This is a genomic window from Streptomyces sp. NPDC021749 (assembly GCF_040640655.1).
Lineage (GTDB): Bacteria > Actinomycetota > Actinomycetes > Streptomycetales > Streptomycetaceae > Streptomyces.
The window spans coordinates 54052-77641 of record NZ_JBFACE010000003.1 but is presented as its reverse complement, the minus strand read 5'-3'; the positions used below and the strand labels follow the sequence as shown (position 1 = coordinate 77641).

At 72.3% G+C, this 23590-nt stretch carries 22 protein-coding genes; 8 read left to right on the top strand and 14 right to left on the bottom strand.

Annotated elements, in window-relative coordinates:
• Window positions 1-85 precede the first annotated feature (85 nt).
• From AB0G35_RS03990 to AB0G35_RS03980, 3 genes are all read right to left on the bottom strand, one after another.
• Window positions 86-715: an MBL fold metallo-hydrolase gene (locus AB0G35_RS03990; protein ID WP_360943274.1), complete on the bottom strand. Its 630-nt coding sequence runs from the start codon at window positions 713-715 to the stop codon at window positions 86-88.
• Window positions 715-1800: an S-(hydroxymethyl)mycothiol dehydrogenase gene (locus tag AB0G35_RS03985; RefSeq protein ID WP_360943271.1), complete on the bottom strand. Its 1086-nt coding sequence runs from the start codon at window positions 1798-1800 to the stop codon at window positions 715-717. Before AB0G35_RS03985 ends, AB0G35_RS03990 begins: the two co-directional genes overlap by 1 nt.
• Window positions 1801-2002: 202 nt before the next feature.
• Window positions 2003-3310: an enolase C-terminal domain-like protein gene (locus tag AB0G35_RS03980; RefSeq protein ID WP_360943268.1), complete on the bottom strand. Its 1308-nt coding sequence runs from the start codon at window positions 3308-3310 to the stop codon at window positions 2003-2005.
• Between the two features lie 281 nt (window positions 3311-3591).
• Here AB0G35_RS03980 and AB0G35_RS03975 point away from each other — a divergent pair, with 281 nt between their 5' ends.
• A complete protein-coding gene (locus AB0G35_RS03975) occupies window positions 3592-4422 on the top strand; it encodes an HAD family acid phosphatase (RefSeq protein WP_360943265.1) in 831 nt (276 codons plus the stop codon).
• A 51-nt stretch (window positions 4423-4473) separates the two neighbouring features.
• Here AB0G35_RS03975 and AB0G35_RS03970 read toward each other — a convergent pair whose 3' ends face one another.
• Entirely contained in the window at window positions 4474-5379 is a 906-nt protein-coding gene (locus AB0G35_RS03970; RefSeq protein WP_360943262.1) for a ribonuclease Z, read from the bottom strand.
• A gap of 6 nt (window positions 5380-5385) precedes the next feature.
• Window positions 5386-5745, bottom strand: coding sequence for a histidine triad nucleotide-binding protein (locus AB0G35_RS03965; protein ID WP_261951536.1), 360 nt, complete (start codon window positions 5743-5745; stop codon window positions 5386-5388).
• Between the two features lie 150 nt (window positions 5746-5895).
• On the opposite strand from AB0G35_RS03965, the gene AB0G35_RS03960 reads away from it, so the two are divergent.
• Window positions 5896-6327, top strand: a complete 432-nt coding sequence (locus AB0G35_RS03960) for an OsmC family protein (protein ID WP_360943259.1) — start codon at window positions 5896-5898, stop codon at window positions 6325-6327.
• Between the two features lie 88 nt (window positions 6328-6415).
• Here AB0G35_RS03960 and AB0G35_RS03955 read toward each other — a convergent pair whose 3' ends face one another.
• Window positions 6416-7057 (bottom strand): TetR/AcrR family transcriptional regulator, encoded by a 642-nt coding sequence (locus AB0G35_RS03955; protein WP_360943256.1) that lies wholly within the window; start codon window positions 7055-7057, stop codon window positions 6416-6418.
• Between the two features lie 140 nt (window positions 7058-7197).
• Here AB0G35_RS03955 and AB0G35_RS03950 point away from each other — a divergent pair, with 140 nt between their 5' ends.
• Genes AB0G35_RS03950 through AB0G35_RS03940 form a run of 3 tightly spaced genes read left to right on the top strand, consistent with a single transcriptional unit; the run spans window position 7198 to window position 8644 of the window.
• Window positions 7198-7782, top strand: coding sequence for a dihydrofolate reductase family protein (locus tag AB0G35_RS03950; RefSeq protein ID WP_360943253.1), 585 nt, complete (start codon window positions 7198-7200; stop codon window positions 7780-7782).
• Window positions 7783-7808: 26 nt separating this feature from the next.
• A complete protein-coding gene (locus AB0G35_RS03945) occupies window positions 7809-8378 on the top strand; it encodes a dihydrofolate reductase family protein (RefSeq protein ID WP_360943250.1) in 570 nt (189 codons plus the stop codon).
• Between the two features lie 53 nt (window positions 8379-8431).
• Window positions 8432-8644: a DUF4287 domain-containing protein gene (locus AB0G35_RS03940; protein WP_360943247.1), complete on the top strand. Its 213-nt coding sequence runs from the start codon at window positions 8432-8434 to the stop codon at window positions 8642-8644.
• A gap of 27 nt (window positions 8645-8671) precedes the next feature.
• Here the strand turns inward: AB0G35_RS03940 and AB0G35_RS03935 are convergent, their stop codons facing one another.
• From AB0G35_RS03935 to hrcA, 4 genes are all read right to left on the bottom strand, one after another.
• Window positions 8672-9415, bottom strand: a complete 744-nt coding sequence (locus AB0G35_RS03935) for a 16S rRNA (uracil(1498)-N(3))-methyltransferase (RefSeq protein ID WP_360943244.1) — start codon at window positions 9413-9415, stop codon at window positions 8672-8674.
• Window positions 9412-10581 carry a nitronate monooxygenase gene (locus AB0G35_RS03930; protein ID WP_360943241.1) on the bottom strand — a complete coding sequence of 390 codons (1170 nt, stop codon included), beginning with the start codon at window positions 10579-10581 and terminating at the stop codon, window positions 9412-9414. The genes AB0G35_RS03935 and AB0G35_RS03930 overlap by 4 nt, the downstream gene beginning before the upstream one ends.
• Window positions 10582-10840: 259 nt before the next feature.
• Window positions 10841-11977 carry a molecular chaperone DnaJ gene (gene dnaJ, locus AB0G35_RS03925; RefSeq protein WP_360943238.1) on the bottom strand — a complete coding sequence of 379 codons (1137 nt, stop codon included), beginning with the start codon at window positions 11975-11977 and terminating at the stop codon, window positions 10841-10843.
• Window positions 11978-12994: a heat-inducible transcriptional repressor HrcA gene (gene hrcA / locus AB0G35_RS03920; RefSeq protein ID WP_360943235.1), complete on the bottom strand. Its 1017-nt coding sequence runs from the start codon at window positions 12992-12994 to the stop codon at window positions 11978-11980.
• A gap of 194 nt (window positions 12995-13188) precedes the next feature.
• Between hrcA and AB0G35_RS03915 the strand changes: the two genes are divergently transcribed.
• Both AB0G35_RS03915 and AB0G35_RS03910 read left to right on the top strand, forming a co-directional pair.
• A complete protein-coding gene (locus tag AB0G35_RS03915) occupies window positions 13189-13926 on the top strand; it encodes an MBL fold metallo-hydrolase (RefSeq protein ID WP_360943232.1) in 738 nt (245 codons plus the stop codon).
• Between the two features lie 54 nt (window positions 13927-13980).
• Entirely contained in the window at window positions 13981-14817 is an 837-nt protein-coding gene (locus AB0G35_RS03910) for a DUF3097 domain-containing protein (RefSeq protein WP_360943229.1), read from the top strand.
• A gap of 150 nt (window positions 14818-14967) precedes the next feature.
• On the opposite strand, the gene hemW is transcribed toward AB0G35_RS03910, so the two are convergent.
• The 4 genes from hemW to lepA form a co-directional block, all read right to left on the bottom strand.
• Complete coding sequence (gene hemW, locus AB0G35_RS03905) at window positions 14968-16200, bottom strand: radical SAM family heme chaperone HemW (protein ID WP_360943226.1); 1233 nt, start codon at window positions 16198-16200, stop codon at window positions 14968-14970.
• 77 nt (window positions 16201-16277) lie between these two features.
• Window positions 16278-18470 carry an ATP-binding SpoIIE family protein phosphatase gene (locus AB0G35_RS03900; protein ID WP_360943223.1) on the bottom strand — a complete coding sequence of 731 codons (2193 nt, stop codon included), beginning with the start codon at window positions 18468-18470 and terminating at the stop codon, window positions 16278-16280.
• Window positions 18471-18669: 199 nt separating this feature from the next.
• Window positions 18670-20559 (bottom strand): AMP-binding protein, encoded by a 1890-nt coding sequence (locus AB0G35_RS03895; RefSeq protein WP_360943220.1) that lies wholly within the window; start codon window positions 20557-20559, stop codon window positions 18670-18672.
• A 372-nt stretch (window positions 20560-20931) separates the two neighbouring features.
• Entirely contained in the window at window positions 20932-22806 is a 1875-nt protein-coding gene (gene lepA, locus AB0G35_RS03890) for a translation elongation factor 4 (protein ID WP_360943217.1), read from the bottom strand.
• A 473-nt stretch (window positions 22807-23279) separates the two neighbouring features.
• On the opposite strand from lepA, the gene rpsT reads away from it, so the two are divergent.
• Entirely contained in the window at window positions 23280-23546 is a 267-nt protein-coding gene (gene rpsT / locus AB0G35_RS03885) for a 30S ribosomal protein S20 (RefSeq protein ID WP_360943214.1), read from the top strand.
• The last annotated feature ends 44 nt before the right edge of the window (window positions 23547-23590 follow it).

Below are 23590 nucleotides of genomic sequence, written 5' to 3'. Positions count from 1 at the left end.
CCGCCCCCTACGGGACACCTGCGCCCCGCCCACACCTCGGTGGCCCGCCGGCCCCACTGGTCGGCCGCCTCAACGGCCCGCCCCCTCAATGCCCCCGCTTGAGCCACTCCTCCAAGTGGGGCGCCTCCTCCCCGATCGTCGTGGGGTCGCCGTGGCCGGTGCGTACGACCGTCTCCGGTGGCAGGGTCAGCAGCCGGTCCCGGACCGAGGCGACGATCGTCGGGAAGTCCGAGAAGGACCGGCCGGTGGCGCCGGGGCCGCCCTGGAAGAGGGTGTCGCCGGTGAAGACGGTGCGCAGGTCGGGGGCGTACAGGCAGACCGCGCCGGGGGCGTGACCGGGGGTGTGCAGCACGGTCAGGTCCGTTCCGGCGATGGTCAGGACCTGCCCGTCGGCCAGGTCCGCGTCCGGGACCGTGCCGGGGTGGGTCATCTTCCACAGCGGCAGGTCGGCCGGGTGCAGATGGATCCGGGCGCCGGTACGGGCGGCCAGCGCCGGGGCGGCGTCGATGTGGTCGTTGTGCGCGTGGGTGCAGATGATCGCGCGCAGCGTCCGGCCGGCCAGCGCCTCGAAGATGGCGTCGGCGTCGTGCGCGGCGTCGATGACGATCGCCTCGTCGTCGTTCCCGACGATCCACACGTTGTTGTCGACGTCCCAGGTGCCGCCGTCGAGCGAGAACGTCCCCGAGGTGACGAGGTGGTCGATCCGCGCCGCCATCAGAGCGTCACCACCGAACGCAGCACGTCGCCCGCGTGCATCCGGTCGAAGGCCTGCTCGACGTCGTCGATGCCGATGGTCTCGGTGACGAACGCGGAGAGGTCGATCCGGCCCTGCTGGTGCAGGTCGATCAGCATCGGGAAGTCGCGGGACGGCAGACAGTCGCCGTACCAGGAGGACTTGAGCGCGCCGCCGCGGCCGAAGACGTCCAGCAGGGGAAGTTCCAGGGTCATGTCCGGGGTGGGCACGCCGACCAGGACGACCGTGCCGGCCAGATCGCGGGCGTAGAAGGCCTGTTTGTACGTCTCGGGGCGGCCGACCGCCTCGATGACGACGTCCGCGCCGAAGCCGCCGGTGAGGTCGCGGATCGCCTCGACGGGGTCGGTGGTACGGGAGTTGACGGTGTGGGTGGCGCCCATGGTGCGCGCGAGGTCCAGCTTGCGGTCGTCGATGTCGACGGCGATGATACGGGCCGCGCCGGCCAGCCGGGCGCCGGCCACGGCCGCGTCGCCGACCCCGCCGCAGCCGATGACCGCGACCGAGTCGCCGCGGGTGACCCCGCCGGTGTTGATCGCGGCACCGATGCCGGCCATCACCCCGCAGCCCAGCAGCCCGGCCACCGCGGGCGACACTTCCGGGTCGACCTTGGTGCACTGCCCCGCCGCGACCAGCGTCTTGTCGGCGAAGGCGCCGATGCCGAGCGCCGGGGTCAGCTCCGTGCCGTCCTTCAGCGTCATCTTCTGGCGGGCGTTGTGGGTGTCGAAACAGTACTGGGGGCGGCCGCGCAGACAGGCCCGGCACTGGCCGCACACCGCCCGCCAGTTGAGGATGACGAAGTCGCCCGGCGCGACGTCGGTGACTCCGGCGCCGACCGACTCCACGACCCCGGACGCCTCGTGGCCGAGCAGGAACGGGAACTCGTCGGTGATGCCGCCTTGTTTGTAGTGCAGATCGGTGTGGCACACCCCGCACGCCTGGATCTTCACCACGGCCTCGCCGGGACCCGGGTCCGGCACCAGGATCGTCTCCAGCCTGACCGGTTCGTTCTTCCCCGGCGCGATCACGCCGCGCACTTCCTGTGCCATCGGAACAGCCCCTTTCAAAGATCGCTACGGGACCACTGTGGCGCGCTGCCACTGAGCCGTGCCTCACCGTACGCGTGCCGGGCGACCGCGCACAGGACCACGGCCGGGTTCATGATCCTCCGGCGGGCGGGACCCCGTCCGGCACCCGTGCGTACGGCCCCCGCGCGGCCCGCGGCCACCCGCGCCCCGCCGGCCGGCACGGTCACCACCGCGGAACGGCCGGAACGACCCAGTCCGGGTCGGCGTAGCGCATCGCGGCGGCGTCGTCGCGGTCGCGCAGGCCGCCGTCGTCGGCCAGCCAGCGGCGGTGCAGCGCGGCGAGCCGGTCCCGGTCGAGGGTGATGCCGAGGCCGGGGGCGTCGCCGACGGGCACCGCGCCGTCGCGGATCGCGAGCCGCTCGGTGAGCACGTCCTCGGTCTGCCAGGGGTAGTGGGTGTCGCAGGCGTGGTGGAGGTTCGGCACGGTGGCCGCCACCTGGGTCATCGCGGCCAGGCTGATGCCGAGGTGGGTGTTGGAGTGCATGGCCAGCCCGACGCCGAAGGTGCGGCAGACGGCGGCGAGTTCGCGGGTGGCGCGCAGCCCGCCCCAGTAGTGGTGGTCGCAGAGCACCACCTGGACGGCGCGGCGGCGGAACGCTTCGGGGATCTCGTCGAAGGTCGTCACGCACATGTTGGTGGCCAGCGGGACGCGGGTGCCGGCCGCCACCTCCGCCATCCGCGCGGTCCCGCCGGCCGGGTCCTCCAGGTACTCCAGCACGTCCGCCAGCTCGTCCGCGACCTTCAGCGAAGTGGCCACGCTCCAGGCGCCGTTGGGGTCGAGCCGCAGCGGCCGCCCGGGGAACGCGGCGGCCAGCGCGCGGACCGCGGCGACCTCCTGTGCGGGCTCGAAGACGCCGCCCTTGAGCTTGAAGGAGGTGAAGCCGTAGGTGTCGGCGAAGCGGCGGGCCTGGGCCACCACCCCGGCCGGGTCGAGCGCCGCGCCCCAGTCGTCCGGCTCGCCGCGGCCGCCGGGGTGCTCGGCCCACCGGTAGAAGAGGTACGCGCCGTACTCCACGCGGTCCCGGACCTTGCCGCCGAGCAGCGCGTGGACCGGCAGACCGGCGGCCTTGCCCCAGGCGTCCAGGCAGGCGACCTCAAAGCCGGAGAGGACCGACAGCCGGAGCTTTTCGGCGGTCCGGGCGCCGCGCAGGCCGCCGGCGTCCACCGCGTCGGCGCCGGTGGCGGCCGGTGAGTCCGCGCACACCTCCGCGGCGAGCGCGGGCAGTCCGTTCAGGTCCGTGACCCGTCGGCCGATCAGCGCCGCGGCCAGCGGCCGGGCCAGGTCCCGGTAGACGGTGTCCCCGTAGGTCTCGCCGAGCCCGGTGACCCCGCTCTCGGTGATCAGCTCGATGATCAGCCGCGGGGTGTACGGCTGGTGCACGCCCTGGGTGTTGAGCAGCGGCGGGTCGGCCACCAGGAGGGGGGTGAGCCGGACCTCGGCGATGGCGAGGGGGTGCGGGGCGTCGGTCATCCGGGGCTCCTACGGGGTACGGGCCGGGCCGTGCCCGGGTCGGCGACACCACCGGCGGCGGAGCCGGTGGCGCGGTCGGCAGCGACACGGATATTCAGAGATCTAAACAGTGTTCAGACATGCAGGTGGAGGCTACGAAGGCCCCTTCGGGCCGTCAACGACCCACCCCTTGCGGGAACCTCTCGCCAACGGTTGAATCTGCGCGCGTAGACCAGGGAATGAGGGGCCGTCAGCCCCTCCGAGCCCTGGGACCCACCCCCCTTCTCCAAGAGGAGCCGCGCATGCCCCGTCCCGACCGCCTCCGCTCCGGTCGCCTCCGCCCCGCCCTGTCGCGCCGCGCCCGCCTCGGTGCCGCGACGGTGGCCGCGCTCGTCGCCGGCACCGCCGTGTTCGGCATCGGCCAGGCCACCGCCGAGCACTCCGTCCCGCGGACCGACAAGGAGATCCCCAACCTCACGCAGGTCCAGGACAAGATCAAGGCGTACTACGGCGACACGGTCACGGCCGACGGCGAGCACTACGCGTCCCCGCACAGCAACTACGCCCGCCAGGTCCACGGCATCGAGGCCAAGGCCCGCACCTACCTGGACAAGGCGCTCGCCCGCCAGGCCCAAGCCGGCAAGAAGGCCAAGCCCGCCATCGTCCTCGACATGGACGACACCACCCTGCTCACGTACAACTACGAGCTCCAGGTCGGCTTCGCCTTCACCCCGCAGAGCCAGGACAAGTACCTGGAGCACACCGACATGGACCCGGTCTTCGGCATGAACCGGCTGGTCAACTGGGCCCGCGACAAGGGCGCCGAGGTCTTCTTCATCACCGGCCGCAAGGAGGCCCAGCGCGACTGGAGCGTGCGCAACCTGAAGAACGTGGGCTACGGCGTCCCGCTGGACCGGACGCACGTCTACCTGAAGGACAAGGAGCACCCGCCCGCCTACCTGCCCTGCGGCAGCACCTGCACCACCGTCGAGTACAAGTCGGGAACCCGCAAGCACATCGAGTCCCTGGGCTACGACATCGTCGCCAACTTCGGCGACCAGTACAGCGATCTGCAGGGCGGCTACGCCAACCGGACGTTCAAGATGCCGAACCCGATGTACTACCTGCCGTAACGGCGGCCCCGGGGCCTGCCGTCACCACAGGCCGGGGCCTGGTGCCCGTGCTCAGCGTCGCTTGGGCACGGGCACGCGCATGAGGTCCTTGGCGATCGTCAACTCGCCGTCGTAGCCGGCCGCGCGGGCCTGCCGGGCGAACTCCGCGGGGTCGTCGTACCGCTGCGAGAAGTGCGTCAGCACCAGATGCCGCACCCCGGCCCGCGCGGCCACCGCGCCGGCCTGCCCGGCCGTCAAGTGCCCGTGATCGGCGGCCAGTTGGACATCGTCGTCCAGGAACGTGGACTCGATGACGAGCATGTCCACGCCCTCCGCGAGCGCCTCCACGCCCGCGCACATCCGGGTGTCCATCACGAACGCGAACCGCTGGCCGGGGCGGTGCTCGCTCACCTCGTCGAGGGTGACGCCGTTCAGCTCGCCCTCCCGCTGGAGGCGCCCGACGTCCGGCCCGGCGATGCCGCGCTCCGCCAGCCGCTCCGGCAGCATCCGACGGGAGTCCGGCTCCACGAGCCGGTAGCCGTACGACTCGACCGGATGCGACAGCCGCCGCGCCTGAAGGACGTACGCGGCGCAGCGGTCCAGCTCCCCGTCGGCGGCGACCGGCCGCTCGACCAGCCGGACGGTCTCGCGGTAGGCGGTCGCGTAGCGCAGCCGCTCGAAGAAGTGCTGGCCACTGGCCGGGAAGTGGGCGGTGACCGGGTGGGGCACCCGGTCGAGGTTGATCCGCTGGATCACCCCGGCGAGCCCGAGCGAGTGGTCGCCGTGGAAGTGGGTGATGCAGATCCGGTTGAGGTCGTGGGCCGCGACCCCGGCGCGCAGCATCTGGCGCTGCGTCCCCTCGCCGGGGTCGAAGAGCAGCCCCTGGCCGTCCCACCGCAGCAGATAGCCGTTGTGGTTGCGGTGCCGGGTGGGGACCTGGCTGGCGGTACCGAGGACGACCAGTTCACGTACGGACATGGCTGGTTACCCGGGGGGCCACTGGAGGCCGCGGCCGCCGAGGACGTGCAGATGGGCGTGGAAGACGGTCTGGCCGGCGCCGGACCCGGTGTTGAAGACCACCCGGTAGCCGGTGTCCTCGACCCCGTCCCCGGCGGCGACCTCCCGGGCCTCGCGCATTATGTCGGCGACGACCTGCGGTTCGGCGGCGGCGAGGGCCGCGGCGTCCGGGTGGTGCACCTTGGGGATGATCAGGACGTGCGTCGGGGCCTGGGGGTTGATGTCGCGGAACGCGACGGTGGTCTCGGTCTCGCGGACGATGGTCGCCGGCACCTCCCCGGCCACGATCTTGCAGAACAGGCAATCGGCCTGCGGTTCTCCCGCCACCGTTGGCTCCTCCCAGCTCATCCCTCGTACGCACGGTGCGCACGGCCTCGGATGCTACCGGGCGAGCCGTGTGGGGCGTCGCAGCGACGGGGGACCGGGATCACTAAGCTGGCCTTGATCGCTTTCGCCCACAACCGGGAGTTATGCACCATGGCAACCACGCGCACCGCCAAGACCCACTGGGAAGGCAACCTCCTGGAGGGCAAGGGCACCGTCGCCCTGGAGTCCTCCAAGGTCGGTACGTACGACGTGAACTGGCCCGCCCGCGCGGAGCAGCCGAACGGCGTGACCAGCCCCGAGGAGCTGATCGCGGCGGCGCACTCGTCCTGCTACTCCATGGCCTTCTCGCACGGCCTGGCGGGCAAGGGCTTCACCGTCGAGGCCCTGGACACCCAGGCCGACGTCACCTTCCAGCCCGGCGAGGGCATCACCGCCATCGCACTGACCGTCAAGGCCCGGGTCCCCGGCCTGTCCGAGGAGGACTTCCAGGCCGCGGCCGAGGACGCCAAGAAGAACTGCCCGGTGAGCCAGGCGCTGGCCGGCGTCAAGAACATCACGCTGGCGGCCGAGCTGCTGAGCTGACGGGGGCACCCTCCTCGTGAACCGCGGTGCGCCGACGGGCCGTTGAGGCCGGTCGGCGCACCGTTGTGCGGTGGGCTGCCGCCGGGCCTCAGATGCCCCGCTCGATCATGTCGATGACGTGCTGTCCCGCATCGTGGGCCTGGGAGGGCAGGAGGCCGCGCAGGGGCCCGTCGATGAGGAGTGCGGCGAGGCCGTGGACGGCCGACCAGGCGAGGAACTCCGCCCCGGGGCGCCGCTCCTCGGGCAGCAGGCCGTTCTCCAGGAGGTCGTCGAGGGCCGCGCCCAGGAGCTCGAAGGGGGTCTTGCCGCTGCCGCCCGCGGCGGTGTTGTCGGCGGCGTACGTCATGTCGCCGGGGACGTGGAAGGCGGTGCGGAACAGGCCCGGTTCCTCCTGGGCGAAGCGCAGATAGCCGGTGCCCACCGCCCGGAAGCGGGCCCGTGCGGCGGCCGCGGGGTCCGGGGCCGGCGGCAGTGCGGCCTGCTCGGCCTCCATGGTGCGGGCGAGCCGGGCCATGGCGGCCTGCGAGACGGCGTGCAGCAGGGCGCCGCGGTCGGCGAAGTGCCGGTAGGCGGCGTTGGGCACGACGCCCGCCTGGCGGGTCGCGGCGCGCAGCACCACCGCCTCGGGGCCGCCCTCCCGGGCCAGTTCGAGCCCGGCCTCGATCAGGGCGTTGCGGAGATCGCCGTGGCGGTAGGTGGTCCGCCTCGCCCTGCCGCTCTCCGCCGTCATCACCCCTCCAATGGGGACGCCCCCTCCCATAGGGACATCCAATGTGGACAGCATCCACTTAACTCGTCTAGGCTTCCGCTTGATCGAACGGGGGCTGCGGATCACCGCGTTCCCCATTTGTGGACATCGTACACATGGGCATGTCCGTGCCCACAACCAAGGGGGAGACCGGGATGCGCAAGGTCATCGCATCGATCTACATCACGCTCGACGGAGTCGTGGAGAACCCGGCCTGGACGGCGCCGTTCTTCGACGAGGAAGCCGCCGCCTTCGCCCGCGGCCAGCTCTTCGCCGCCGACGCCCTCCTGCTGGGCCGGGTGACCTACCAGGGATTCGCCGCCGCCTGGCCGTCGATGACCGACGAGGACGGCTTCGCCGAGCGGATGAACGCCCTGCCCAAGTACGTCGCCACCACGACGCTCGACACACCGGAGTGGAACGCCACCTTCCTCACCGGCGACATCCCCGCCGCCGTCGCCGGACTGAAGCAGCAGGACGGCCAGGACCTGCTCGTCTACGGCAGCGGCGGGCTCGTCAACACCCTCCTGGCGCACGATCTGATCGACGAACTCCGGCTGTGGACCCACCCGGTCGTCGAAGGCACCGGCACGCGCCTGTTCACCGAGAACTCACCGAAGAAGACCCTCCGGCCGCTCGGTAACACCACCTTCCGCAGCGGCGCGCAGGTCCTCACGTACGCTCCCGCCACCGCTTCGGCCCGTTGACGGCCCGTCACCACCGGGAGGACCCCATGGGCAAGATCACCCACTTCGTGCACCAGTCGCTGGACGGCTACATCGAAGGCCCCGACGGCGCCTTCGACTGGCCCCTCATGGGCCCCGAACTCTCCGCCTACTCACTCCAACTCACCACCGAGGCCGACCAGTTCCTCTACGGCCGCAAGGTCTGGGACATGATGTCCGGCTTCTGGCCCCACGCGGAGGAGTACTCCACCGACCCGCACGACCTGGCCTTCGCCCCGGTATGGCGCAGCGCACCGAAGATCGTCGTCTCCTCCACCCTGGAGAAGGCCGACTGGAACACCCGGGTGATCGGCACGAACGTCGTCGAGGAGCTCACCGCCCTCAAGCGGAGCGGTGCCCGCCTGCTGCTGTTCGGCGGCTCGGAGCTGGCCGGTTTCCTCACCCGGCACGGACTGATCGACGAGTACCGGATCTTCGTCCACCCGGTCGTACTGGGCGGCGGCCGGACCGTCTTCAGCACGCCGCAGGAACGGCTGGACCTGACCCTCGTCGAGTCCCGGACCTTCGACTCCCAGGTGGTCCTGCTGCGCCACCGGCCGGAAAACGTGCAGCCCTGAACACCCGCGACCGAGGACCTGCCCCACCTCCACACAAGGACGGAGACCGCGACATGACCGACGCCGTCAAGGGCCCCGCCAGCTACTTCCCCTCCATCGAGAAGAAGTACGGCCGCCCGATCGCCGAATGGAAGGAGCTCATCCGCACCTCGCCCCTGGCCAAGCACGGGGAACTCGTCACCTGGCTCAAGACCGAGCACGGCCTCGGCCACGGCCACGCCAACGCCCTCGTGGCCCACACCCTCGCCGAGGACGGCGGCAGGTGAGCCGCTGAGGGCGAGCGGGCGGGCGGCTCAGCTCCAGCGTCCCGTGCGGCCCAGCAGGAGCGCGGTGGCCGCGGTGCCGGCCGTGGAGGTGCGCAGGACGGTCCGGCCCAGGCGGTACGGCTTGGCGCCGGCCTCGGCGAAGAGCACCAGTTCCTCCGGGGAGACACCGCCCTCCGGCCCGACGACCAGCACGATCCGGCCGGTGGCCGGGAGTTCCGCGGTGGCGAGCGGGGCGCTGCCCTCCTCGTGGAGCACGGCCGCGAAGTCGGCGTCGGCGAGCAGGGCGGCCACCTGCTTGGTGGAGAGCGGGTCCGCGACCTCCGGGAAGGTCAGCCGGCGGGACTGCTTGCCCGCCTCACGGGCCGTGGCCCGCCATTTGCCGAGCGCCTTGGCGGCCCGCTCGCCCTTCCACTGGGTGACGCAACGCGCCGCCGGCCAGGGCACGATGGCGTCCACCCCGGTCTCGGTCATGGTCTCGACGGCCAGCTCGCCCCGGTCGCCCTTGGGGAGCGCCTGGACGACCGTGATGGTCGGGTCCGGCGTCTCCTCGGTGCGCAGTTCGGCGATCGCGACGGTCAGCCGGTCCTTGCCCTCGGCGGCGGCCACCGTGCCGTATGCGCCGGTGCCCTGACCGTCCGTCAGTACGACCTCCTCGCCGGCCCGCAGCCGGCGCACCGACACCGCGTGCCGGCCCTCCGGCCCGTCGACGGTGACCGTGCCGCCCGCCCGTACGTGCGCGAGCGACTCGACGAGGAAGACGGGCGCGGTCATACGGCGCCCCCGGCAGCTGCGGAGCCACCGGTTGCGGTGTCTCCGGTTCCGGTTTCCGTCGTCGCGTCGCCCGGGCCCGGGACACCGTTCCCGGCCCCCGTGAGGGTCGCCCCGGCCCGTGCCGCGTCGAGTTCGGCCACGAGGACCTCCACCAGCCGGGCGGCCGGCAACTCCCGGGCCAGCCGGTGCCCCTGGCCCGCCCACAGGTTCAGGCCCTGGACGTCGCCGGCCTTGGCCGCGGCCTTGCGCACCGTGGACGTCAGGTAGTGGACGGCGGGGTAGGCGGCCGGCGCGTAGGGGCCGTGCTCCCGCATGAAACGGTTCACCAGGCCGCGGGCCGGCCGCCCGGAGAACGCCCGGGTCAGCTCCGTATGAGTGAAGAGGGGGTTGGTCAGCGCCTGCTTGTGCAGCGGGTTGGCGCCCGACTCCGGGGTGGCGAGGAAGGCGGTGCCGAGCTGGGCCATGGTCGCCCCGGCGGCCAGCACCGCCGCGATCTGCGCCCCGCGCATCAGCCCGCCGGCGGCGATCACCGGGATCTGCACGGCCTCCCGGACCTGCCCGAGCAGCGCCAGCAGGCCCAGCCCCGCGCCGGTCCCGTCGGCGTGCGGATCGTCGCGGTGGGTGCTCTGGTGGCCGCCCGCCTCCACGCCCTGCACACAGACGGCGTCCGCACCCGACCACTGCGCGGCCTGGGCCTCGGCCGCCGTGGTGGCCGTGACGACGGTGTACGTGCCGACCCGGGCGAAGGAGTCGAGGACCGCACGCGAGGGGCAGCCGAAGGTGAAGGACACCACCGGCACCGGGTCCTCGCGCAGGATCGCGAGCTTGGCCTCGTAGCCGTCGTCGGTGGGCCCGTCGGTGTCGCCGAGCTCGGTCTCGTACCACGCGGCCTCACCGGCGAGCTGCTCGCGGTACGCCTCGATGGCGGAGTGGTCGGCGAGCGACGGCTGCGGCATGAAGAGGTTGACGCCGAAGGGCCGGTCGGTCAGCGACCGCAGCTGTTTGATCTCCTGGTACATGCCGTCGGCGGTCTTGTAGCCGGCGGCGAGGAAGCCGAGACCACCGGCGCCACAGACGGCGGCGGCCAGTTCGGGACCCGAACCGCCGCCCGCCATGGGGGCCTGCACGATCGGGTAGCGGCAGAGATCGGTCAGTGCGCTGGGCATGACCACATCGTGTCACGGCATGCCCCCGCGCCCCGCATCAGGGGCCGGGCGGGGGGACGGGGCGGCCGGCGGGCCTGGGGCGGGCTTGGGTGGGCCTAGTAGGGGTTGGTCGAACAGATCCCGTAGGGGTCACGAACGCCCCCTGCGGGGCCACAACGACGGGGTGCCGGGCGGATATTCCGCATTCCGCCCGGCACCCGCGATCTGGCGCGCTCCGACTCACCCGCGGCCCTGCCGACCGCTCACGCGCGGCCTGCCGCTACCGCCCGTTGAACGCGTCCTTCAGGCGCGAGAACAGTCCCTGCTGGCCCGGCTGGAACTGGCCCGTGGGGCGTTCCTCGCCGCGCAGCTTGGCGAGCCGCCGCAGCAGCTCCTCCTGCTCCGGGTCGAGCTTGGTCGGGGTCTGGACCTCGACGTGGACGATCAGGTCGCCCCGGCCGTTGCCGCGCAGATGGGTCACGCCGCGCTGGTGCAGCGGGATCGACTGGCCGGACTGCGTGCCGGGCCGGACGTCGATCTCCTCCACCCCGTCCAGCGTCTCCAGCGGGCACTTCGTCCCCAGCGCCGCCGCCGTCATCGGGATGGTGACCGTGCAGTGCAGATCGTCGCCGCGCCGCTGGAAGACCGGGTGCGGCAGCTCGTGGATCTCGACGTAGAGGTCGCCGGCCGGGCCGCCGCCGGGGCCGACCTCGCCCTCGCCGGCGAGCTGGATCCGGGTGCCGTTGTCGACACCGGCCGGGATCTTGACGGTCAGCGTACGGCGGGAGCGGATCCGGCCGTCGCCCGCGCACTCCGGGCACGGCGTCGGCACGACCGTGCCGAAGCCCTGGCACTGCGGGCAGGGGCGGGAGGTCATGACCTGGCCCAGGAAGGACCGGGTGACCTGCGAGACCTCACCGCGGCCGCGGCACATGTCACAGGTCTGCGCCGAGGTGCCGGGGGCAGCGCCCTCGCCGCTGCAGGTCGTGCACACCACGGCGGTGTCGACCTGGAGGTCCTTGGTCGTGCCGAAGGCCGCCTCGTTCAGCTCGACGTCGAGCCGGATCATGGCGTCCTGGCCACGGCGGGTGCGCGAGCGCGGACCGCGCTGCGAGGCCGTGCCGAAGAACGCGTCCATGATGTCGGAGAAGTTGCCGAAGCCGGCGCCGAAGCCGCCCGCGCCACCGCCGCCACCGGACTGCGACAGCGGGTCGCCGCCGAGGTCGTAGACCTGCTTCTTCTGCGGATCCGACAGGACCTCGTAAGCGGCGTTGATCTCCTTGAACCGCTCCTGGGTCTTCGGGTCCGGGTTCACGTCCGGGTGCAGCTCGCGCGCCAGCCGACGGAAGGCCTTCTTGATCTGGTCCTGCGAGGCGTCACGGCTGATGCCGAGGACCGAGTAGTAATCCGTGGCCACTTACGACTCCGCGAGGATTTGTCCGACGTAACGTGCCACTGCGCGTACCGCTCCCATCGTTCCGGGGTAGTCCATGCGGGTCGGTCCGACCACGCCGAGTTTGGCGACTGCCTCGTCGCCCGAACCGTAGCCGACCGTGACGACCGATGTGGACGTCAGGCCTTCATGGGCATTCTCATGCCCGATACGTACGGTCATGCCCGAGTCCTTGGCTTCGCCGAGGAGCTTGAGCAGCACCACGTGCTCCTCAAGCGCCTCCAGCACCGGACGGATGGTCAGGGGGAAGTCGTGCCCGAAGCGCGTGAGATTGGCGGTGCCGCCGATCATCAGCCGCTCTTCGGTCTCTTCCACCAGAGTTTCCAGCAACACCGACAGCACTGTCGAGACCGTGCCGCGGTCGTCCTGCTCGAAGGACTCCGGGAGATCCTGCACCAACTGGGGCACATCCGTGAAACGGCGGCCCACGACCCGGCTGTTCAGCCGCGCCCGCAGGTCCGCCAGCGAGGTCTCGGAGAACGGCGTCTGGCAGTCGATGAGCCGCTGCTCGACCCGGCCGGTGTCGGTGATCAGGACGAGCATCAGCCGGGCCGGGGCCAGCGCCAGCAGCTCGACGTGCCGCACCGTCGACCGGGTCAGGGACGGGTACTGCACGACCGCGACCTGCCGGGTCAGCTGCGCCAGCAGCCGGACCGTGCGCCCCACCACGTCGTCGAGGTCGACCGCGCCGTCGAGGAAGTTCTGGATCGCCCGCCGCTCGGGGCTGGACAGCGGCTTCACACCGGCCAGCTTGTCGACGAAGAGGCGGTACCCCTTGTCGGTCGGAATCCGCCCGGCACTGGTGTGCGGCTGGGCGATGTAGCCCTCTTCCTCCAGGGCCGCCATGTCGTTGCGGACGGTCGCCGGGGAGACCCCGAGCCGATGGCGCTCTGTGAGGGCCTTGGAGCCGACCGGCTCCTCCGTCCCGACGTAGTCCTGGACGATGGCGCGCAGTACTTCGAGCCTGCGTTCACTGAGCATCCCGCGCACCTCCAGCCGGCCGTCGCCGTCTCGTCTTTCTCCTGGCACTCACCCTGGCCGAGTGCCAGACCTTGAGCCAGTGTACGGCCGGGTAGCACGACCACGGCAAGGGTGGCCGCGCGGAGCACTCACCTGATGACCGGGTTCGGGCGTTCTGCCGGGCAACGCTACCGCGAGGGAGCTAGCGTCTCGGTATGCGCACGACTTGGGAAGAGGCCGGGTGGGAACGGCTCGGTGACGGGGTCGCCAGGCGCCGTATGCCGGGCTGGGACGCGACCGCGGGGGTGATCGCCGGGTCGTCCGGGGTCATGATCGTCGACACCGGCGCGACCCTGCGCGAGGGCGCGGACCTGCGCCGGTCGATCCGCGGGGTGCTGGGCCGGGAAGTGACGCATGTCGCGCTCACCCACCCGCATTTCGATCATGTGCTGGGCACCGCCGCCTTCGCGGGTGTGGCGGTGTTCGGCGCGGCCGGTCTGGCGGAGCTGTTCCGGCGCGACAAGGACGCGCTGCGGCACGACGCGGTCCGGCACGGCGTGGACCGGGACGCGGCCGCGGAGGCCGCCGATCTGCTGGTCGTGCCGCACCATCACGTCCACGGCCAGCTGACCGTCGAGCTCGGCGACCGGCAGGTGCTGCTCGCCAACGTCGGGCCCGGGCACACCGCCCACGACCTGGCCGTCCTGGTGCCGGGCCGGCACGGCGACCCGGAGATCGTCTTCTGCGGCGACCTGGTCGAGGAGTCCGGCGAGCCGAGCGCCGGACCCGACGCGCTGCCCCGGCAGTGGCCCGCCGCGCTGGACCGGCTGCTGGCGCTCGGCGGCGACGAGGCGCGGTACGTACCCGGCCACGGCGCCGTGGTGGACGCCGCCTTCGTCCGCGCCCAGCGCGACGCCCTGGCGGCCCGCTTCGGCGTCCCGCCGTCCGCCTGACCGGCTCGCGCCGTTCTTCCCGGACCGCACGCGTCTTCCCGGTAGAAAGGGCCCATGCAGAGCAAGCGCTACAGCCCCGACCTCACCCCGCCCTGGAAGAAGCAGCGGCCGGCGCCCGAGGTCCCGGCCGATCCCGGTCTCGTCGTCGAGGAGGTCGGCTCGGGCTTCTGCGGTGCGGTGATCCGCTGTGAGAAGACCGCCGAGGGGACGACGGTCACGCTGGAGGACCGCTTCGGCAAGCACCGGGCGTTCCCGATGCCCCCGCGCGGCTTCCTCCTGGAGGGGCGGGTCGTCACCCTCGTCCGGCCGCAGCAGCGGCCCGCGGCACCGAGCGGCCCGGCCCGTACAGCATCGGGTTCACTCGCCGTGCCCGGCGCCCGCGCCCGGGTCGCACGCGCCGGGCGCATCTACGTGGAGGGCCGGCACGACGCCGAGCTGGTCGAGCGGGTGTGGGGCGACGATCTGCGCATCGAGGGCGTCGTCGTGGAGTATCTGGAGGGCGTCGACGACCTCCCGGCGATCGTCCGCGGCTTCTCCCCCGGTCCGGACGCCCGGCTGGGCGTGCTGGTGGACCATCTGGTGCCGGGTTCGAAGGAGTCGCGGATCGCGGCCGGGGTGACGGGCGAGCACGTGCTCGTGGTCGGCCATCCGTACATCGACGTGTGGGAGGCGGTGAAGCCGGCGTCCGTGGGGATCGCGGAGTGGCCGTCCGTCCCTCATGGCCAGGACTGGAAGACGGGCGTGTGCCGGGCGCTGGGCTGGCCGGAGAACACCGGGGCGGCCTGGCAGCGGATCCTGTCGTGTGTGCGGTCCTACAAGGATCTGGAGCCGGAACTCCTCGGGCGGGTCGAGGAGTTGATCGACTTCGTCACGGTCGGTGGGGCCGCCTGACGCCCGGGAGGAACCCGAACGCGCCGGTGTCCGGCTCCGGGCCGGGCGGGGGCGGCGGAAGGGGTGCGCCGAACTCCGTGAGCTGCTGGGTCCGGTAGTCCGCTCCCCCACCCACGCCGGCCGGCTGGGTGAGCCGGACGCAGTGGGCCGTCAGTCCACCAGATCCCGCACCATCGCGTCAGCCAGCAGCCGTCCCCGGAGGGTCAGCACGGCCCGCCCGGCCGCGTACGGGGCGGGTTCCAGCAGCCCGTCGGCGAGGGCCCGCTGCGCCGCCCGGGCGCCCGCCGGGGCGAGGATGTCCAGCGGGCAGCCGTCGGCCAGGCGCAGTTCCAGCAGGATGCGTTCCACCCGGCGGTCCTCGTCGGCCAGGAGCTCGCGGCCGGCGCCCGGGGAGCGGCCCTCGGCCAGGGCCTGGGCGTAGGCGCCGGGGTGCTTCACGTTCCACCAGCGGACGCCGCCGACGTGGCTGTGCGCCCCGGGTCCGGCACCCCACCAGTCGGCGCCGGTCCAGTACAGCTCGTTGTGGCGGCAGCGGGCGGCTTCGGTGGTGGCCCAGTTGGAGACCTCGTACCAGGAGAAGCCGGCCGCGGTGAGCCGCTCCTCGGCGATGAGGTAGCGGTCGGCGTGCACGTCGTCGTCGGTCATCGGGACCTCGCCGCGACGGATCCGGCGGGCGAGCTGGGTGCCCTCCTCGACGATCAGGGCGTAGGCGGAGATGTGGTCGGGGCCGGCGCCGAGCGCGGCGTCGAGCGAGGCCCGCCAGTCGTCGTCGGACTCGCCGGGGGTGCCGTAGATCAGGTCGAGGTTGACGTGCTCGAAACCGGCGGCGCGGGCCTCGCCAACGCAGGCCTCGGGGCGGCCGGGGGTGTGCGTACGGTCGAGGATCTTCAGGACGTGCTGCCGGGCGCTCTGCATGCCGAAGGAGACCCGGTTGTAGCCGGCCGCGCGCAGCTCGGAGAGGTAGCGGGGGTCGACGGAGTCGGGGTTGGCCTCGGTGGTGATCTCGGCGCCGGGCGCGAGGCCGAACTCCTCCCGGACGGCGGCCAGCATGCGGCCCAGGTCGGCGGCCGGGAGGAGGGTCGGGGTGCCGCCGCCGACGAAGACCGTCTCGACCGGGCGCGGGTCGTCGCCGAGCACCTTGCGGGCCAGCCGGATCTCCTCGACGACGGTGTCGGCGTAGTTGTCGCGGGAGGCCAGCGTGCCGCCGGAGCCGCGCAGCTCGCTCGCGGTGTAGGTGTTGAAGTCGCAGTAGCCGCAGCGGGTGGCGCAGTACGGCACATGCAGATAGAAGCCGAGGGGCCGGCCGGCCGCCGCCGCCAGCGCATGACCGGGCAGCGCCCCGTCGTCGGGCATCGGCTCACCGTCAGGCAGTGCGGAAGGCATGGGAACCATTGTCCGTCATCACACGGACATCGCGGTTCGCGCGCGGGCGGTGGCCCTCCCGCAGGGCCCGGTGGTGGCTATGCCGGGCCGCTTGCCGCCTGGAGGACGAGCAGGGCCAAGTCGTCGTCGGGCGGCTCCGGGGCGAAGGCGTGCACGGTGCTGCGGAGGTGTTCGGCGAGGGCGGTGGCGCCCAGGCCGGCGCCGGCGGCGAGGGCGGCGGCCAGGCCGTCCTCGTCGTCGAAGAGCCGCCGGCCCGAGCGCCGCTCGGTGACCCCGTCGGTGACGCACAGCAGCGTCTCCCCCGGCCGCAGGTCGAACGTTTCGCTCACGTACGCCGCGTCCTCGACGACCCCCAGCAGCATCTGCGGTGCCGCGACCGTGCGGACCGTGCCGTCCGTGCCCAGCACCAGCGGGAGCGGGTGACCGGCGCTGGCGAGGGTGCACCGGGCGCCGCCGGCCCCGCCCGGGTACGGGACGATCTCGCCGTAGAGGAGGGAGAGGAAGCGGGCCTGTTCGCCCTCCTCGCGGATCTCCACCGGTGCCTCGGCCCCGGCGCCGGCCGCCGCCACCGCCGCGGCGACCGCCGCGACCGAGTCCGCGGCCTCCCGGGCCATGGTCTTGTTGAGCCGGTCGAGCACCTCGGCGACGCCGAAGCCGTCCCGGGCCAGCAGCCGCAGCACCGGCCGGGCCAGCCCGGTCACCGCGGCCGCCTCCGGGCCGCTGCCGCAGACGTCGCCGAGCGCGAAGCACCAGCGGCCGTCGCCGGCGTCGAAGAGGTCCCAGAAGTCGCCGCCCGCCCAGGCGCCCTCGCGCGGCTCGTAGACCACCGCGGACGCCACGCCGGGCACCTGGGCCCGGCCCCGGGGCAGCAGCCGGCGCTGCAGGACCTGGCTGATGCGCTCCTGGCGGCTGTACGCCCGGGCGGTGGCCACCGCCCGGGCGACCCGGCGGCCCAGGTCCTCGATCAGCCCGACGACCTCGTCCGGGAAGCGCGGCAGTCCGCCCCGGCCGAGCAGCAAGGTGCCCAGCCGGCGGTTGCCGGCAACCAGGGGGCAGGCGAGCGCGGCGCCGCCCGGCCCGTCGCCGTCGGAGCCGGCACCGCCCGGGAGGACGTAGTCCGGCAGGACGTGCCCCGGCGTGCCCGGCAGCACCTGCCCCGGCAGCTCCGGCAGGTCGTGGCCGCCCAGGTCCGGGTGGTCGGGGTCCTGGCCCTCGCCGTCCGGGTCGTGCGGCCAGGGCCAGGGAACGGCGGCGGGGGCGGCGCCCGGCGGGACATCGCCCCGGAAGTCCGGCGGCTGTTTCTCCAGTGCGGCGCGCAGGGTGTCGATCCGGCTCTCCGAGCTGTGCCAGACGCGGGCCAGCCGCTGCTCCTCGCCGCCGGTCGCGATGCCCCGGCCGGGGGCGCCGCCGTCGCCGTCGTGGAGCCACACCGCGCACCAGTCGGCGAGCCGCGGCACGATCAGCTGGGCGGCGAGCGCGGCGACCTGATCGGCGTCGAGCTGGCCGGAGAGCAGGTCGGAGGCCTCGGCGAGGAAGGACAGCGCGCCGTTGTCGACCCGGTCGGTGTCGCGTTCCCGGCGGTCGGCCCGGCGCGGGGCCGGGGCGAGGAGTTCGGCGGCCCGCAGTCCGCACTGGAGCACCTCGTCGGCGTATGCGGCCGCGGCGTCGTCGTACGGGACCGGGCCGGCGGCGGCGTAGGCGGTCTCCGGCAGCGGACGGGCGGCCGGCTCCGGGACGGGCAGCGGTAGCCGGAACCACACGGTCTTCAGGTCACGGCGGTAGGTGATGCCCCAGGATTCGGCGACCGCGCTGATCAGCTGGAGGCCGTGGCCGCCGCTCTCGTTCCGGGCGGTCTCGTCGCGGGCGCGGACCGGCTGGGTGGGGTGGCGGTCGGAGACCTCGATGACGACGGCGGGCGCGGGGGCGTCGCCCGGGTCCGGCTCGGGGCCTGGCTCCGGTCCGGGGGCGGGGTCCAGCCGGCAGAGCAGCTCGATGGTGGTGCCCGCGTGCACCACCGCGTTCGTCACCAACTCGCTGACCAGCAGCACCGCTTCGTCCACGAGCCGGTCGGTGAACCGTTCGGTGCCGGACAGCCGCTGCGCCGCCCACTCGGCGAAGGCGGACCGTACGAACCGCCGGGCGGCGGCCGCGGCCTGCGGGTCGCCGGGCAGACCGGCCCGCCGGGTGCGGGCGGCGGGGAGCCCGGGACCGGTCGTCGTGGTGCGCGTCGCCGTGACGTCGTCCCGTGGAGACGAAGTTGTCGTCCTCATTGAGCAACTCCCGAACAGCTCCGCTGCAGCGCCGGATGCGCCAACGACAGAGTGACAGAAAGAGCGCACCCATAAGCAGTGAGTCACGGAAGTCGGGCGTCAGAGAGGTCAATTCGGCTGACACGCCGGAGGAGTTGGCCGGGCGGGGCGGGCCCGGTGGCCCACCCCGCCCGCGAGCCGAGGCCGGTACGGTGAGCGGTTACGACTCCCGCGTCCCCGCGTACATCTCGTCCAGCAGGTCCTTGAACGCCCGCTCCACCACCGGCCGCTTGATCTTGAGGCTCGGGGTCACCTCGCCGTGCTCGATGTCCAGGTCGCGCGGCAGCAGCCGGAACTTGCGGATCTGCTGCCAGCGCTGCAGCCCCTCGTTGACCCGTTCGACGTAGCCGTCGATCAGCTCGCGGACCTGGTCGGTCGCGACGACCTCGGCGTACGTCTTGCCCGCCAGGTGGTGTTCCGCGGCCCAGCCCATGATCGTCGGCTCGTCGAGGGCGATCAGCGCGGTGCAGAAGTTCCGGTTGGCGCCGTGCACCAGCACGTTGGAGACGAACGGACAGACCGCCTTGAACTGGCCCTCCACCTCGGCCGGGGCGATGTACTTGCCGCCCGAGGTCTTGATCAGGTCCTTCTTGCGGTCGGTGATCCGCAGATAGCCGTCCGGGGACAGCTCGCCGATGTCGCCGGTGTGGAACCAGCCGTCCTCCTCCAGGACCTCGGCGGTCTTCTCGGGCAGGCCGTGGTAGCCCTGCATGATGCCGGGGCCGCGCAGCAGGATCTCGCCGTCCTCGGCGATCCGGACCTCGGTGCCGGGCAGCGGCTTGCCGACCGTGCCGGTGCGGTACGCCTCGCCGGGGTTGACGAAGCTGGCCGCGCTGGACTCCGTCAGGCCGTAGCCCTCCAGGATGTGGATGCCGGCGCCGGAGAAGAAGTAGCCGATCTCCGGGGAGAGCGCGGCCGAGCCGGAGACCGCGGCCCGCAGCCGGCCGCCGAACGCCTCGCGGAGCTTGGCGTAGACGAGGGCGTCGGCGATCTTGTGTTTGGCGCCGAGCGCGAACGGCACGGAGGCGTTGCCGGTGCGCCGGAAGTTGTCCTGCGAGGTCTTGGCGTACTCACGGGCCACCCCGGCCGCCCACTGGAAGATCTTGTACTTGGCGCCGCCGCCCTCGCGCGCCTTGGCGGCGACGCCGTTGTAGACCTTCTCGAAGATCCGCGGGACGGCGGCCATGTACGTGGGCCGGACGACCGGCAGATTCTCGATGATCTTGTCGACCCGGCCGTCCACCGCGATCACATGGCCGACCGAGATCTGCCCGGCGGTCAGCACCTTCCCGAAGACGTGCGCCAGCGGCAGCCAGAGGTACTGCACGTCCTCCTCGGCGACCATCCCGGTGGCCTGGATCGCCCGGGCCATGTACGACCAGCAGTCGTGCGGCAGCCGTACGCCCTTGGGCCGGCCGGTGGTGCCGGAGGTGTAGATCAGCGTCGCCAGCTGGTCGGCGCGCAGCCCGGCGACCCGCTCCTTGACGCACTCCGGGTGCTTCTCCAGATAGGCGTTGCCGCGCTTCTCCAGGTCGGCGAGGGAGAGCACCCACCCCTCGGGGTCGTCCGGGTCCGCCTCCGCGTCGGCCGCGTCGATGACCACGACGTGCGCCAGGTCGGGCAGCTCGGCGCGGCGCTCCCGCGCCTTGGCGAGCTGCCCGGCGTCCTCGGCGATCAGCACCCGGCTGCCGGAGTCGGCCAGGATGTAGGCGGTCTCCTCGCCGTTGGTGCTGGGATAGACCGTGGTGGTGGCGGCGCCGGAGCACAGCACACCGAGGTCGGCGAGGATCCACTCCACGCGGGTGCCGGCGGCCAGCGCGACCCGCTCCTCGGGCCGTACGCCCAGCGCGATGAGCCCGGCGGCCACGCCGTAGACCCGCTCGGCGGCCTCGGCCCAGCTGATCGCCTTCCAGTCGTCCGGCCCCTGGCCGGAGGCAGGGGGGACCGGATGGCGATAGGCCTCGATGTCGGGAGTGGCCGCGACCCGCTCCAGGAAGAGGTGTGCCACCGAAGGCGGCCGGTTTTCGATCAGCGTGTGGATGTCCGTCACGGCGTCCTCCGGGGCCCGCTTCGTTGCTGGTGACTCGCGAGTAACCTTTGAGCAGTGATCAGAGTAGAGCGCGTTGCGCCGACACGTAAGGGGCTACGCCCGACTGGTTCACGATGTGACCAGGGCGATAGGTGTACGTAGCACACGCATCGCCCGATGGCGAGGCGCGCCGATCACCCCCACCAGACCACACCCGTGGACCGCGGAGCCCGGCCTCGCGGAACGCCACGCTCCGCGTTCATCCCGATGACGGGCCCGCGGCCATCCCGATGACGGGTCCGCGGCCGCCGGCCCAGGCCGGGACGCAGAGGGGCGCCGGGCCCCTGCACGGACCCGGCGCCCCTCTTCTGCGGTACGGCTACCGCCCCACCGTCACTTCTTCGCCTTGGAGTCGCCGTCGGAGTCCGAGGACAGCACCGCGATGAAGGCCTCCTGGGGGACCTCCACGCTGCCGACCATCTTCATCCGCTTCTTGCCCTCCTTCTGCTTCTCCAGCAGCTTCCGCTTACGCGAGATGTCACCGCCGTAGCACTTGGCGAGGACGTCCTTGCGGATGGCGCGGACCGTCTCACGGGCGATGACCCGGCTGCCGATGGCCGCCTGGATCGGCACTTCGAAGTTCTGCCGCGGGATCAGCTCCCGCAGCTTGGCGACCAGCCGCACACCGTAGGCGTAGGCCTTGTCCTTGTGGGTGATCGCGGAGAACGCGTCGACCTTGTCGCCGTGCAGCAGGATGTCGACCTTGACCAGGTCGGAGGTCTGCTCACCGGTCGGCTCGTAGTCCAGCGAGGCGTAACCGCGCGTCTTGGACTTGAGCTGGTCGAAGAAGTCGAAGACGACCTCGGCGAGCGGCAGGGTGTAGCGGATCTCGACGCGGTCCTCGGACAGGTAGTCCATGCCCAGCAGCGAGCCGCGGCGGGTCTGGCACAGCTCCATGATCGCGCCGATGAACTCGCTCGGCGCCAGGATCGTGGCCCGCACGACCGGCTCGTGGACCGTGTCGATCTTGCCGGTCGGGAACTCGCTCGGGTTGGTGACGACGTGCTCGCTGCCGTCCTCCATGTCGACGCGGTAGACGACGTTCGGCGCGGTGGCGATCAGGTCCAGCCCGAACTCGCGCTCCAGCCGCTCCCGGATCACCTCCAGGTGCAGCAGGCCGAGGAAGCCGACGCGGAAACCGAAGCCGAGCGCCGCGGAGGTCTCCGGCTCGTAGACCAGCGCCGCGTCGTTGAGCTGGAGCTTGTCGAGCGCCTCGCGGAGCTCGGGGTAGTCCGAGCCGTCCAGCGGATACAGACCCGAGAACACCATCGGCTTGGGGTCCTTGTAGCCGCCGAGCGGCTCCTCCGCCCCCTTGGAGAGCTGGGTGATCGTGTCACCGACCTTGGACTGCCGGACGTCCTTCACACCGGTGATGAGGTAGCCCACCTCACCGACGGAGAGACCGTCCGCCGGCGTCATCTCCGGCGAGTTCGTCCCGATCTCCAGCAGTTCGTGCGCGGCACCGGTGGACATCATCTTGATCCGCTCGCGCTTGCTGAGCGTGCCGTCGACGACCTTCACGTACGTCACCACGCCGCGGTAGGCGTCGTAGACGGAGTCGAAGATCATCGCGCGGGCGGGGGCGTCCTTGACGCCGACCGGGGCCGGCACCTCGCGGACGACCTTGTCGAGCAGCTCGGGCACGCCGACGCCGGTCTTGGCGGAGACCTTCAGCACGTCCTCGGGCTCGCAGCCGACCAGGTTGGCCAGCTCGGCGGCGAACTTCTCGGGCTGCGCGGCCGGCAGGTCGATCTTGTTGAGGACGGGGATGATCGTGAGGTCGTGCTCCATCGCCAGGTAGAGGTTGGCGAGGGTCTGGGCCTCGATGCCCTGGGCGGCGTCGACGAGGAGGATGCACCCCTCGCACGCGGCGAGGGAGCGCGACACCTCGTACGTGAAGTCGACGTGGCCCGGGGTGTCGATCATGTTGAGGATGTGGGTCGTACCACTTCCCTCTTCGCCCTCGGAGGGGGCCCAGGGCAGCCGGACCGCCTGGGACTTGATCGTGATGCCGCGCTCGCGCTCGATGTCCATGCGGTCGAGGTACTGCGCGCGCATCTGCCGCTGGTCGACGACACCGGTGAGCTGGAGCATCCGGTCGGCGAGCGTCGACTTGCCGTGGTCGATGTGCGCGATGATGCAGAAGTTACGGAGGAGGGCCGGATCGGTACGGCTCGGCTCCGGCACGTTCGTAGGGGTCGCGGGCACGCAGGGTCCATTCAGTGAACGCGGGTAGGCGGGACTCGGGTATGTGACGTCTCCCCCCATCGTCCCATGAGCAACGCCCTCGGTCCGGTTCGGGCGGGTGTGGCTTGAAGGGGAGGGGGGCCTGAGGCGAGTCCGAGGCGCGGGTGCGGCCTCGGGGGAAGGGGAGTCTGGGGCAGGGGGCTACGGGGGAGGGGCGCGGTCTTGCGGGGGGAAGGTTGCGGTCTTCCGGGGAGAGGGTGGCGGTCTTCCGGGGGGAGGGTTGCGGTCTCCCTGGGAACGGTGGAGGTCTTCTCGGGGAAGGTTGGGGTCTTCGCGGGCCTCTTCGCAGGCCCGGGCTTCGAGGGCCTGTGGTCGGGGGCCCGGTCCGGTTTGGGAGGCCGTAGACCCTGCTGGTAGCCTGGTCCACTGCGCTTCGTGCCCTCTCTCGTGCGCGGCGCAACTCGAAACTCCAACGAACCTGAAAAGGCTCTTTCGTGGCGAACATCAAGTCCCAGATGAAGCGGATCAAGACCAACGAGAAGGCTCGTCAGCGCAACAAGGCTGTCAAGTCCGCTCTGAAGACCTCGATCCGTCGCACCCGTGAGGCCATCGAGGCCGGCGACCTGCAGAAGGCCACCGCCGCCCAGGCCGAGGCGGCCAAGAAGCTCGACAAGGCCGTCAGCAAGGGTGTCATCCACAAGAACGCCGCCGCCAACAAGAAGTCGGCGCTGGCGAAGAAGGTCGCGACCCTCAAGGGCTGACCCCGACCTTCGCGGGGGATCTTCCCGGCACTCGGCCCCGGCCC